The 12,874-nt window shown below is 59.8% G+C and carries 11 protein-coding genes; 8 read left to right on the forward strand and 3 right to left on the reverse strand.

All coding sequences use genetic code 11. The annotated features are described in order from the left end of the window. Window positions 1-174: 174 nt before the first annotated feature. Complete coding sequence (locus AC5I5B_RS25040) at window positions 175-1,206, reverse strand: L-idonate 5-dehydrogenase (protein ID WP_111782236.1); 1,032 nt, start codon at window positions 1,204-1,206, stop codon at window positions 175-177. Between the two features lie 219 nt (window positions 1,207-1,425). Here AC5I5B_RS25040 and AC5I5B_RS25045 point away from each other — a divergent pair, with 219 nt between their 5' ends. From AC5I5B_RS25045 to AC5I5B_RS25055, 3 genes are all read left to right on the forward strand, one after another. Next, complete coding sequence (locus AC5I5B_RS25045; RefSeq protein ID WP_107677826.1) at window positions 1,426-2,181, forward strand: SDR family oxidoreductase; 756 nt, start codon at window positions 1,426-1,428, stop codon at window positions 2,179-2,181. Between the two features lie 89 nt (window positions 2,182-2,270). Continuing rightward, window positions 2,271-3,164: an NAD(P)-dependent oxidoreductase gene (locus AC5I5B_RS25050; RefSeq protein ID WP_111834589.1), complete on the forward strand. Its 894-nt coding sequence runs from the start codon at window positions 2,271-2,273 to the stop codon at window positions 3,162-3,164. Window positions 3,165-3,309: 145 nt separating this feature from the next. After that, entirely contained in the window at window positions 3,310-4,293 is a 984-nt protein-coding gene (locus AC5I5B_RS25055; RefSeq protein WP_111794669.1) for an aldose 1-epimerase, read from the forward strand. 17 nt (window positions 4,294-4,310) lie between these two features. On the opposite strand, the gene AC5I5B_RS25060 is transcribed toward AC5I5B_RS25055, so the two are convergent. After that, window positions 4,311-4,772 (reverse strand): Lrp/AsnC family transcriptional regulator, encoded by a 462-nt coding sequence (locus AC5I5B_RS25060; RefSeq protein WP_003508584.1) that lies wholly within the window; start codon window positions 4,770-4,772, stop codon window positions 4,311-4,313. 167 nt (window positions 4,773-4,939) lie between these two features. On the opposite strand from AC5I5B_RS25060, the gene AC5I5B_RS25065 reads away from it, so the two are divergent. Both AC5I5B_RS25065 and AC5I5B_RS25070 read left to right on the forward strand, forming a co-directional pair. Then, a complete protein-coding gene (locus AC5I5B_RS25065) occupies window positions 4,940-5,653 on the forward strand; it encodes an aspartate/glutamate racemase family protein (protein WP_080864607.1) in 714 nt (237 codons plus the stop codon). Further along, window positions 5,654-6,424 (forward strand): class II glutamine amidotransferase, encoded by a 771-nt coding sequence (locus AC5I5B_RS25070; protein WP_107677756.1) that lies wholly within the window; start codon window positions 5,654-5,656, stop codon window positions 6,422-6,424. 123 nt (window positions 6,425-6,547) lie between these two features. Here the strand turns inward: AC5I5B_RS25070 and AC5I5B_RS25075 are convergent, their stop codons facing one another. Then, a complete protein-coding gene (locus tag AC5I5B_RS25075) occupies window positions 6,548-6,880 on the reverse strand; it encodes a hypothetical protein (RefSeq protein WP_223564973.1) in 333 nt (110 codons plus the stop codon). A 36-nt stretch (window positions 6,881-6,916) separates the two neighbouring features. Here AC5I5B_RS25075 and AC5I5B_RS25080 point away from each other — a divergent pair, with 36 nt between their 5' ends. From AC5I5B_RS25080 to glgC, 3 genes are read left to right on the forward strand one after another with little or no spacing between them, the layout of a single operon-like run. After that, window positions 6,917-9,379, forward strand: a complete 2,463-nt coding sequence (locus AC5I5B_RS25080) for a glycogen/starch/alpha-glucan phosphorylase (RefSeq protein ID WP_003508578.1) — start codon at window positions 6,917-6,919, stop codon at window positions 9,377-9,379. Next, complete coding sequence (gene glgB, locus AC5I5B_RS25085; protein WP_003508576.1) at window positions 9,379-11,586, forward strand: 1,4-alpha-glucan branching protein GlgB; 2,208 nt, start codon at window positions 9,379-9,381, stop codon at window positions 11,584-11,586. Before AC5I5B_RS25080 ends, glgB begins: the two co-directional genes overlap by 1 nt. A gap of 21 nt (window positions 11,587-11,607) precedes the next feature. Next, window positions 11,608-12,870, forward strand: coding sequence for a glucose-1-phosphate adenylyltransferase (gene glgC / locus AC5I5B_RS25090; protein WP_003508574.1), 1,263 nt, complete (start codon window positions 11,608-11,610; stop codon window positions 12,868-12,870). The last annotated feature ends 4 nt before the right edge of the window (window positions 12,871-12,874 follow it).

Genomic DNA, 12,874 nt, shown 5'->3' on the forward strand with positions numbered 1-12,874 from the left:
ACCCTCTCTCCGTCATTCCGGCCTTGAGCTGGAATAACGCACTCCAAAGCAGCTGATGATATCGATAACATAGCTGCAGGCCGCCGCAGGCAAAAATCCACCCATAAAAAATCGGCGGCGGAAAGATCCGCCGCCGATCGAAACGTCCGCACATTCCCCGTGCGGCAAAAGCGCTTACGAAAAAGCGATCTGCACCTTCATGGCGCGACTGCGGTCGGAGGCGAATTCGAAGGCCGAGATGGCGTCGTCGAGATCGACGGTCTGGGTGATGAACGGCTTGACGTCGATCAGGCCCTTGCGCATCAATTCCACACCAGTGGCGAATTCCTCATGGAAGCGGAAAGAACCGCGCAGATCCAGTTCCTTGGCGGTGATCGCCATCATCGGCAGGTTCATATCGCCGCCAAGACCGAGCTGGACGATGATGCCGCGCGGACGAAGCGCCGCGATACCGCCGGCAAGCGCCACGGCGGCACCCGAGCATTCATAGAGAACATCGAAAGTTCCCTTGTTTGCCCCATAGGCGGCAAGCGCGTCGGGCTCATCCTTGCTGTTGATAACACGGTCCGCACCCGCCTCACGCGCCTTAGCGAGCGTGAAATCGGAAAGATCGGTGGCGACGATTTCAGCCGCGCCGGCACGGCGCGCGGCCAGAATGGAGAGGATTCCGATCGGGCCACAACCCGTGACAAGCACACGTTTTCCCAGCAAATCACCGGCGCGGCGGGTGGCATGCAGCGTCACCGCGAGCGGCTCGGCCATGGCGGCCTCGCCGGCGCTCAGGCCATCGGCCGGCACGCATTGCAGGGCGTCCGCCACCAGAACCTCACGGAAAGCACCCTGAATATGCGGGAAAGGCATGGCGCTGCCATAAAAGCGCATGTTGAGGCACTGGTTGTGCAGTCCTTCCTGGCAGAAGCGGCAGGTTCTGCAGGGACGGGACGGCGAAACGGCGACCAGACCGCCGACCTTCAGCCCTTCGACGCCCTCGCCCAGTTCTTCGATGACGGCCGAGACCTCATGGCCCAGCACCATCGGCTCACGAAGCCGCACCGCGCCGAAGCCTCCGTGATTGTAATAATGCAGATCGCTGCCGCAAATTCCGCCCCGGACCAGACGAAGCCGCACTTCTCCCGCTCCCGGCGCTTCCTCGGGCCGTTCCTCGATGCGCACATCCTTGGCCCCATGGGCAACAATCGCTCTCATAAATATCTCCCGTTCGACATCGCGCCTGAGCAGCACGACAAATAATCCGCATCCCTGTCACCGCCGCCTGCCGTGCATTTGCACGCCGTGCAGCCTCCCCGCCCGCCCGATCCGTACCGAAACCGGGCGTTTAAGCCTTGACATCCACGTCTGAAAGGGATGAATGTTATCGATAACATAAACCGGTATGAATGCAATGTCGAGAGACTGGAGGAAACAGTGGGCCTTAATTTGTTCGATCTTTCCGGCCGCCGCGCCCTGATCACGGGTTCGTCCCAGGGCATCGGCTTCGCGCTGGCGCAGGGGCTGGCGGAAGCCGGAGCGGAAGTGGTGCTGAACGGGCGCGATGAAGCGAAGCTGAAGGCCGCCGCCGCTGGCATCAAGGGTGCGAAAACACTTGCCTTCGACGCTACCGATCATGGCGCGGTGCGCGAGGCCATCGACCGTTTCGAAGCGGAGGTCGGCCCCATCGATATTCTCGTCAACAATGCCGGCATGCAGCATCGCACGCCGCTCGAGGATTTTCCGGCGGATGCCTTCGAGCGCCTGCTGCAGACCAACATCGCCTCTGTGTTCCATGCCGGACAGGCGGCCGCGCGCCACATGATCAGCCGTGGCCGTGGCAAGATCATCAACATCGCCAGCGTTCAGACCGCCCTTGCCCGCCCCGGCATCGCGCCCTACACCGCCACCAAGGGCGCCGTCGGCAATCTGACGAAAGGCATGGCGACGGACTGGGCCAAATACGGCCTGCAATGCAACGCCATCGCGCCCGGCTATTTCGATACGCCGCTCAATGCGGCTCTGGTTGCCGATCCCACCTTTTCGGCATGGCTTGAAAAGCGCACGCCGGCCGGCCGTTGGGGCAAGGTCGAAGAGCTCGTCGGCGCCTGCATCTTCCTGTCATCCGATGCCTCGTCCTTCGTGAACGGGCATATTCTTTACGTCGATGGCGGCATCACCGCTTCGCTTTAACAAACACCAAAACCGGATGGCCGGCTGCGGCCGCCATCCGGTTTTGAACCGATGACACCACGACACTTTGGGAGGAGGCCGTGAACACCATGACCGAGAAGAACAAAGTCGCGCTGATCGGCGCCGGCGCCATGGGCGGCGCGATCGGCACACGGCTCATCGAGACCGGCAATCAGCTGACGGTTTTCGATCTGGATGCGGAAAAGGTGGCGGCGTTGACGAGCCTCGGCGCGCAGAGCGCCGGCACGGCGGCGGAAGCGGCTTCAGTTTCCGATGTGGTGATCCTCAGCCTCAATTCCCCGAAAATCGTTCGCATCGCCGTCTTCGGCAAGGATGGCGTGGCGGCGGGGGCAAAGCCCGGCACACTCATCATCGACATGTCCTCCATCGATCCGGAGGCGACCAAGGAGCTAGCGGCCGATGCTGCGGAAAAGGGCCTGCGCTGGGTGGACAGCCCGCTTTCGGGCGGTGCGCCCAAGGCGCTTGTCGGCCAGTTGACGCTGATGGCCGGCGGCAGCGAAAAGGATGTCGCCGATGCGCATCGCGTGCTGCGGCATGTGGCCAGCAACTATACCCACATGGGACCCTGCGGCGCGGGACAGACGACGAAACTCATCAATCAGGTTCTCTGCGGGCTGAATTTCCTTGCGGTGGCGGAAGCAACACAGCTTGCGCTGGATGCTGGCGTCAATGCCGCCAAAATCCCGCAGGCGCTGAAGGGCGGCCGCGCCGATAGCGCCATCCTGCAGGAATATATGCCGCGTTACCTGGCGAAGGATTACCGGCGCACCGGCCGTATCGACAATATGGTGAAAGACCTCAACGGCGCGCAGGATCTCGCCCGGCGCACCAACACGGCCATGCCGCTGACGGCACTTTGCGCCGAAGTGCACCGCATGCTGACGGCGGCAGGGCTGGGTGGAGAGGATCAGGCCGCACTGATGGAGTTTTTCAGCGGCGCGAAACGCACCTTTCCGGACTGATTGCCCGATGGGCATGAAATGGCAGGAGCCTGTTGATACGGCCCCCACGGGCCATTGCGAAATTGTCCTTCAGCGAAGATGATCGGGCGAATCGGCACGGCAGTTGCCCCGATCATCGCAGATGCATGCAAAGGACAATTTCCCGATGACTACCTCCACGACAGGCACGGGGATTGCCGGTTTGACCGTTTCCGGAAACGGTTTCATTGCCGAAATCGCTTTTGAGGGCGCGACGCTTCTGAGCTGGCGGCCGATCTCTGCCGATGGCGGAGAAGGCGAAGATCTTGTCGACGGATATTCGACGCCCGCCGAACTGCAATCGCAAAACGGCGTGAGAAACGGCATTCTCGCACCCTTCACCAATCGCATTCCGGATGGCCAATTCAGTTTTGGCGGGCAGGCGCACCGCATTGAACCGGTGCTTGCCCATGAAACTCTCGTCTTCCACGGATTTGCCAGAGCCCTGCCCTTCGCCCTCGCGCAATCTCTTGAGGAAAACGGCGCTCGCATCCTCATCTTCCGCACTGAAATATCGCCTGCGGATTTCAAGGGTTATCCCTACCGTCTCGCCATCGAGGTGGAATATCGCTTCGCCGGCCATGAGGTCACCATCGACATACGCGGCATCAATCGCGACGACCGGCCCCTGCCTTTCGCCGCCGGCTGGCATCCCTATTTCCGCCTGCCCGGCACAACGTCTATCGACGACCTTCTTCTCACGCTGCCCTCGCGAACGGCGATTGAAACAGACAACGATCTGATCCCCCTTCGCGACCCACAGGGCGGGATAGTCAAACGGGACGACACCCGCTTTCTCTATGCGCCGCTGGCCGGCCATGTACTCGATGTCTGCTTCACCGATCTGGTCGCATCCGAAAACGGGCTTTACGAGACGAGGCTCGAAAACCGGCACGATGGTTCGAGCCTGACGGTATGGCAGGAGCGTGGGCACATGCATGTCTTCACCGGCGATACGCTCGCCCGCGACAGGCGGCACTCCATCGCGCTTGAACCCGTGGAAACACCAACCAACGCCTTCAACCACCAGGAACTCGCGGATGCGATTACCCTGCAACCCGGCGAGACTAGAGGCTTCCGCTTTGGCGTCCGTTTCAAGGCGGCGCGCTGATAAGGCTCGATAAGCCCTCAGATATGCGTCGTCGGCAGCGAAGACGACAGCTTAACCGTCTCCATGGAGATATAGGCGGACATGTCGTAAAGCTGCACGCGGCGCAGGATCTGTTTATAGACCGTGTCGTAATATTCGACATTCGGCAGCACCAGCTTCAGAATATAGTCGAAATTGCCGGTCAGCCGGTGAACCTCGACGATCTCAGGTATGGTGCTGACGGCGGCATGGAACCGGTCCAGCCAGTCCTCCGCATGCAGGCCCGTTCTCACCAGCAGAAAAACCGTGGTCGGCAGGTTGATCTTCCGTCGGTCCAGCAGCGCCATCGTGCCCGTCACATAACCTTCCGTTCGCAGCCGCGTGATGCGGCGCGAACAGGCCGATAGCGACAGGGAAACCTCCTCTGCGATATCCGCGAGTGGGGTCTCGGCATTCTCCTGGAGAATCGCAAGGATTCGGCGGTCACGGTCGTCAATCATCCGTTAAGAATGCACCGGTTAACGCAACGGCGCAAGAAATTTGCGATATTATCTAATATGGCGCGTTGCATTTGCATACTTGCCGCGCAATCCTCTAAAAAACGCATGCCGTTTTCGTTTCGGTGGTGGCATTCTTGTCTTCAATCAAACTTGATAAGGGAACTCTTATGAAACGGATCGGCCTGATCGGCGGCATGAGCTGGGAATCTACCGCAACCTATTACCGCATGATCAATGAGGCCGTGCGCGACAGCCGCGGCGGCCTGGTCTCGGCCGATATCGTCATGCATTCGCTCGATTTTTCCGAGGTCGTCGCCCTTCAGAAAGCCGATCGCTGGGATGAGGCAGGCGCACTTCTGGGCGCTGCCGGTGCACGCCTTGCCAATGCGGGCGCCGATTGCGTGCTGATCTGCACCAACACCATGCATCTTGTCGCTGACACCGTAGCGAAAATGTCCGGCGTGGCGCTGATCGACATCATCGATGAAACCGCAGCAGCCCTGAAGGCGGATGGACGCCGCAAGCCGCTTCTGCTCGCCACCCGTTACACGATGGAGCACGGCTTCTACACCGACCGCATGCGCCGCCACGGCGTCGAGGTGGTCGTGCCCGATGCGGAAGACAGGGCTGCGATCCACGACATCATCTTCGGCGAACTCTGCCAGGGCGAGATCAAGTCCTGCTCGCGTGAACGCTATCTCGCGGTCATCGACAAGGCTCGCGCACTCGGCGTCGATTCCGTCATTCTCGGCTGCACCGAAATTTCGCTGCTGATCGACCCCGACGCCCTGCCGCTGCCGGGTTACGATTCGACCGCCATTCACGCGAAGGCCGCCGTCGGCTTCGCGCTCGGAAACAAGGCTTTCGACAGAGCCGCATGAATGTGCCGCCTCTTTGCCTATTCCGGTAAACCCGTCTGGCTCGACAGCCTGCTGATCGAGCCGGAAGCATCACTGGTCAGCCAGTCCATGGCCGCAAGGGAAGCGAAAACCGTCGTCAATGGCGATGGTTGCGGCCTTGGCTGGTATGGTGACCGAGGAACGCCCGGCGTCTTTCGTGATACCAGGCCCGCCTGGTCGGATGCCAATCTCGCGGCACTCTGCCACCAGCTTCGCTCGGGCATGTTCATGGCACATGTCCGCTCCGCCACCTCAGGCGAAGTATCCCGCGCCAATTGCCACCCCTTTGCCCATGGCCAATATCTCTTCATGCATAACGGCCAGATCGGCGGCTACGAGCAGATCAGGCGCGACATCGACTCCCTTATCCCCGACGATATCTATGCATCCCGACGCGGCACCGGCGACAGCGAAGCAATATTCCTCATCGCCGCCGGCCTTGGCCTTGATGCCGATCCCGTGCGCGCAATTTCCACCGCCCTTCGTCTCTGTCAGGAAAAGATGGTCGCGGCGGGCGTTTCCTCCGCACTGCGCTTCAGCGCCGTGCTGATGGACGGCGATTGCGTGCACGCCTTCCGCTGGTCGAGCGATGACAAGCCGCCGACGCTCTACTGGCGCGGCCTGGAAGAAGGCATCGCGTTGAGTTCGGAGCCCTTTTCCTTCGATTGCACTCCCTGGTGCGCCGTTCCGCCGAATACCCGCGTGACGATCCGCGCCGGGGAAATGACGACAGAGCCTTTTTTCCTGCCGTAAACATCGTCTTCGAGGACGGTGTTACTCCGTTTTCACACCGCCGCCACGCGAGACAAACATGGCTGTGGCGGCGACCCGTTTATTTTCATTGAATTTTTGCGGCCGCGAAGGCTAGTGTGTGATTTAGAGCATCGGACCGAAACATATGCGCGGTTTTCGGTCTGGTGTGTAAAGATAATAGAGCGAAACAGATTTCAGGACCGGTGAACCATTTAAAAGTGTTGCAGCCTCTCTCCCTTTTTTGAACGATGCCCGGCATCGCGACCACCACGCAAACCTCTTCAGGAACGGCGGATAAAGGGCCGGCAATGCCTTCGGCGATCCTTGGGACGCGGAAGAAAAATTCTTATTTTTCATAAACCTAAGCCGTTCAACTTTCCGCAAAAAATGCTGTTGCCACACCTCCATATCGATGCATAAACTGGCATCAGCAAAGGCAACACGGATCGACCTCATCAGACCCTCTCCTCCCACCAAGGTGCTGACCGACCAATGATCAATAATCTAAACGCCGCCGATCTTCCCCGCCCCGCCCCGCGCAGTTCCAACCCGGAAATCATGGCGTCGGAAATCATCGAACGCCTCACCTACCGCATCGGTAAGGACGTCAAGGTCGCCAAGCCGCACGACTGGCTGACCGCAACCATCCTCGTCGTCCGCGACCGCATCATCGACAAATGGATGGAATCCACCCGCAAGGCCTATCACAACAATTCCAAGCGCGTTTATTACCTGTCGCTCGAATTCCTGATCGGCCGCCTGATGCGCGACGCCATCTCCAATATCGGCCTGATGCACGAAATCCGCGATGCGCTGTCCTCGCTCGGCGTCGATCTTGACGTCATCGCCGGTCTGGAGCCGGATGCAGCCCTTGGCAATGGCGGCCTTGGCCGTCTCGCCGCCTGTTTCATGGAATCCATGGCGACCGTCGATATTCCCGCCTATGGCTATGGCATCCGTTACGTGCACGGCCTCTTCCGCCAGCAGATGGCGGATGGCTGGCAGGTGGAACTGCCGGAAACCTGGCTGGCGCATGGCAACCCCTGGGAATTCGAACGCCGCGAAAGCTCCTATGAAATCGGCTTCGGCGGATCGGTGGAGACGATCGGCGGTTATGAAGATCCGCAGCGCTTCGTCTGGAAACCGGCCGAACGCGTCATCGCCATGGCTTACGACACGCCGGTCGTCGGCTGGCGCGGTACCCGCGTCAACACGCTTCGCCTGTGGTCGGCGCAGCCGATAGATCCCATTCTTCTGGCCGCCTTCAATGCCGGCGACCATATCGGCGCATTGCGCGAAAGCAACAAGGCGGAAAGCCTGACGCGGGTTCTCTACCCCGCCGATGCGACGCCGGCCGGTCAGGAACTGCGCCTGCGGCAGGAGTTCTTCTTCTCCTCCGCTTCGCTGCAGGACATTCTGCGCCGCCATCTGCAGCAGTACCCGGATTTCACCTCGCTGCCCGACAAGGTTTCGATCCAGCTTAACGACACGCATCCGGCCATTTCCATCTGCGAAATGATGCGCCTTCTCTGCGATGTCCATGGCCTTGAATTCGACGAAGCCTGGAAGATCACACAGGGCACCTTCTCCTACACCAACCACACGCTTCTGCCGGAAGCGCTGGAAAGCTGGCCGGTGCCGCTGCTCGAGCGCCTTTTGCCCCGGCACATGCAGATCGTTTACGCCATCAACGCCAATACGCTGCTGTTCGCCCGCAAGGAAAAGAAGATGGCGGATCAACAGATCCGTTCCATCTCTCTCATCGATGAAGGCGGCGAGCGCCGGGTGCGCATGGGCAACCTCGCCTTCATCGGCTCGCATTCCATCAACGGCGTTTCCGCACTTCATACCGAGCTGATGAAGGAAACGGTCTTTGCCGACCTGCACAGCCTTTATCCTGATCGTATCAACAACAAGACCAACGGCATCACGCCGCGCCGCTGGCTGATGCAGTGCAACCCCGGCCTGACGGGATTGATCAGGGAAGCGATCGGCGACGATTTCCTCGATGATGCGGAAAAGCTGACGGCACTCGACCGTTTCGCCGACGATGCCGGTTTCCGCGAGAAATTTGCCGAGGTGAAGCGTCTGAACAAGGTGCGGCTTGCCAATACGGTGGCGCAGCGCATGGGCATCCGCGTCGATCCCTCGGCCATGTTCGACATCCAGATCAAGCGCATCCACGAATATAAGCGCCAGCTTCTGAACCTTGTTGAGACTGTCGCCCTTTACGACCAGATCCGTTCCCACCCGGAACTGGATTGGGTGCCGCGCGTTAAGTTCTTCGCAGGCAAGGCGGCGCCGAGTTATCACAACGCGAAGCTGATCATCAAGCTTGCCAACGATATTGCCCGGGTCATCAACAACGATCCGGCCGTGCGCGGGCTTCTCAAAGTGGTGTTTGTTCCGAACTATAACGTCTCGCTTGCCGAAATCATGGTTCCCGCCGCCGATCTTTCGGAACAGATTTCGACGGCCGGCATGGAAGCCTCCGGCACCGGCAACATGAAATTCGCGCTAAACGGCGCGCTGACCATCGGCACGCTCGATGGCGCGAATGTGGAAATGCTCGAACATGTCGGCGCTGAGAACATCGTCATCTTCGGCATGACGGCGGAAGAAGTGGCCAGAGCTCGCGCCGAGGGCCACAATCCGCGTGCCATCATCGAAGGGTCTGCGGAATTGTCGCAGGCTCTGTCGTCCATCGCGTCGGGTGTGTTTTCACCAGATGATCGTTCGCGGTTTTCCGCCCTCATCGACGGCATATACAACAGCGACTGGTTCATGGTCGCCGCCGATTTCGACGCCTATGCCGACGCACAGCGCAAGGTGGACGCGATCTGGAGCGATCAGGATAGCTGGAACACCAAAGCAGTGCGCAACACGGCGCGTATGGGCTGGTTCTCGTCCGACAGGACGATCCGCCAGTATGCCACCGAGATCTGGAGAGCCTGATGAAAAAACCGCTCAATTCGGCCGAAGAGAAAAAGACTGGCGAAATCACGAAGGCTGAAATCGAGGCGATCAAGAGCGGTTTGCATTCCAATCCCTTTGCCCTTCTCGGCGTTCACGAGACGCCGGAAGGGTTTTCCGCCCGCTGTTTCATTCCGGGCGCCGAGGAGGTTTCCGTCCTCACGCTGGATGGAAATTTCGTAGGTGAATTGAAGCGGCTTGATCCTGATGGTTTTTTCGAAGGCCGGATCGATCTTTCAAAGCGCCAGCCGGTGCGGTACCGCGCCAGCCGCGACGATGCCGAATGGGCGGTGACCGACCCCTACAGCTTCGGCCCTGTTCTCGGCCCCATGGACGATTATTTCGTCCGTGAAGGATCGCATCTCAGGCTCTTCGACAGGATGGGCGCGCATCCGCTGAAACTCGAAGGCGTCGAAGGTTTTCACTTCGCCGTGTGGGCGCCCAATGCGCGGCGTGTTTCCGTCGTCGGCGATTTCAACAATTGGGATGGCCGCCGGCATGTGATGCGCTTCCGCAAGGATACCGGCATCTGGGAAATCTTCGCGCCTGACGTCTATGCCGGCTGCGCCTACAAGTTCGAAGTCCTCGGCGCCAATGGCGAGCTTCTCCCCCTGAAGGCCGATCCCTATGCCCGCCGCGCCGAATTGCGGCCGAAGAACGCTTCCGTCACCGCGCCGGAACTGACGCAGAAATGGGAAGATCAGGCCCACCGGGAACATTGGGCGCAGGTGGATCAGCGCCGCCAACCGATCAGCATCTATGAGGTGCATGCCGGCTCCTGGCAGCGCCGCGAGGACGGCACCTTCCTCAGCTGGGATGAACTCGCCGCCCAGCTCATTCCCTATTGTACGGATATGGGCTTCACCCATATCGAATTTCTGCCCATCACCGAACATCCCTATGATCCCTCCTGGGGTTACCAGACGACCGGCCTTTATGCGCCATCCGCCCGTTTCGGCGATCCCGAGGGCTTTGCCCGCTTCGTCAACGGCGCGCACAAGGTCGGTATCGGCGTTCTTCTCGACTGGGTTCCGGCGCATTTTCCGACCGATGAGCACGGGTTGCGCTGGTTCGACGGCACCGCGCTTTACGAGCACGCCGATCCGCGTCAGGGTTTTCACCCCGACTGGAACACGGCGATCTACAATTTCGGCCGTATCGAGGTCATGTCCTACCTCATCAACAACGCGCTTTATTGGGCCGAGAAATTCCATCTCGACGGCCTGCGCGTCGATGCGGTCGCCTCGATGCTCTATCTCGATTATTCCCGCAAGGAAGGCGAGTGGATTCCCAATGAATATGGCGGACGCGAAAATCTCGAATCCGTCCGCTTCCTGCAGAAGATGAATTCGCTCGTCTACGGCACCCATCCCGGCGTCATGACGATCGCGGAGGAATCCACCTCGTGGCCGAAAGTGTCCCAGCCCGTCCACGAGGGCGGTCTCGGTTTCGGCTTCAAATGGAACATGGGCTTCATGCACGACACGCTGAGTTATTTCGCGCGTGAGCCGGTGCATCGCAAGTTCCACCATCAGGAACTGACCTTCGGCCTGCTTTACGCCTTCACCGAGAATTTCGTGCTTCCGCTTTCCCACGACGAGGTGGTGCACGGCAAGGGATCGCTGATCGCCAAGATGTCCGGCGATGACTGGCAGAAATTCGCCAATCTCCGCTCCTATTACGGCTTCATGTGGGGTTATCCCGGCAAGAAGCTGCTGTTCATGGGGCAGGAGTTCGCACAGTGGAGCGAATGGAGCGAAAAGGGGTCGCTCGACTGGAACCTGCGCCAATATCCGATGCATGAGGGCATGCGCCGCCTCGTGCGCGATCTCAACCTCACCTATCGATCCAAAGCTGCCCTGCACGCCCGTGACTGCGAACCTGACGGCTTCCGCTGGCTTGTGGTCGATGATCACGAGAATTCCGTCTTCGCCTGGCTGCGCACGGCGCCCGGCGAAAAGCCGGTGGCGGTCATCTGCAACCTCACCCCGGTCTATCGGGAAAATTATTATGTGCCGCTGCCTCTGGCGGGGCGGTGGCGGGAGATTCTCAACACCGATGCCGAAATTTATGGCGGCAGCGGCAAGGGAAATGGCGGACGCGTTCAGGCGGTCGATGCCGGCGGCGATATCGGGGCGATGCTCGTCCTGCCGCCGCTTGCCACGATCATGCTCGAACCGGAAAACTGACAGACAGAGAGGGAGGACACCATGTCGGAAAAAAGAGTTCAGCCTTTGGCGCGTGATGCAATGGCCTATGTCCTCGCAGGCGGCAGAGGCAGCCGCCTGAAGGAACTGACGGACCGCCGGGCAAAACCCGCCGTCTATTTCGGCGGCAAGGCGCGTATCATCGATTTTGCGCTTTCCAACGCGCTCAATTCCGGCATTCGCCGCATCGGCGTCGCCACGCAATACAAGGCGCACTCCCTCATTCGCCACCTGCAGCGCGGCTGGGACTTCTTCCGCCCTGAACGGAACGAGAGCTTCGACATTCTTCCCGCCTCCCAGCGCGTTTCCGAAACGCAATGGTATGAAGGCACCGCCGACGCGGTTTACCAGAATATCGACATCATCGAGCCCTATGCGCCGGAATATATGGTCATCCTCGCCGGCGACCATATCTATAAGATGGACTACGAATACATGCTGCAGCAGCATGTCGATTCCGGCGCCGACGTGACGATCGGCTGCCTTGAAGTGCCGCGCATGGATGCGACCGGTTTCGGCGTGATGCATGTGAATGAAAAAGACGAGATCATCGATTTCATCGAAAAGCCGGCCGATCCGCCAGGCATTCCCGGCAATGAAGGCTTTGCGCTTGCCTCCATGGGCATTTATGTCTTCCACACGAAATTTCTGATGGAAGCGCTGCGCCGCGACGCCGCCGATCCGACCTCCAGCCGCGACTTCGGCAAGGACATCATTCCCTATATCGTAAAGCACGGCAAAGCCGTCGCCCACCGCTTCGCAGACTCCTGCGTCCGCTCGGATTTCGAGCATGGTCCTTACTGGCGCGATGTGGGCACCATCGATGCCTACTGGCAGGCCAATATCGATCTCACAGATGTGGTGCCTGACCTTGATATCTACGACAAGTCCTGGCCGATCTGGACCTATGCGGAAATCACCCCGCCGGCGAAATTCGTGCATGACGATGAGAACCGCCGCGGTTCGGCCGTGTCTTCGGTTGTTTCCGGGGACTGCATCATTTCCGGTGCGGCCCTCACCCGCAGCCTCCTGTTTACCGGCGTGCGCGCCAATTCATACTCCCGCCTTGAGAATGCCGTAGTACTGCCGAGTGTGAAGATCGGGCGTCATGCCCAGCTCAGCAATGTCGTCATCGACCATGGCGTGGTCATTCCGGAAGGACTGATTGTAGGAGAAGACCCAGAACTGGATGCCAAACGTTTCCGCCGCACTGAAAACGGCATCTGCCTTATCACCCAATCGATGATCGACAAGCTGGACCTGTAGAGCC

The organism is Agrobacterium sp. (assembly GCF_059499945.1).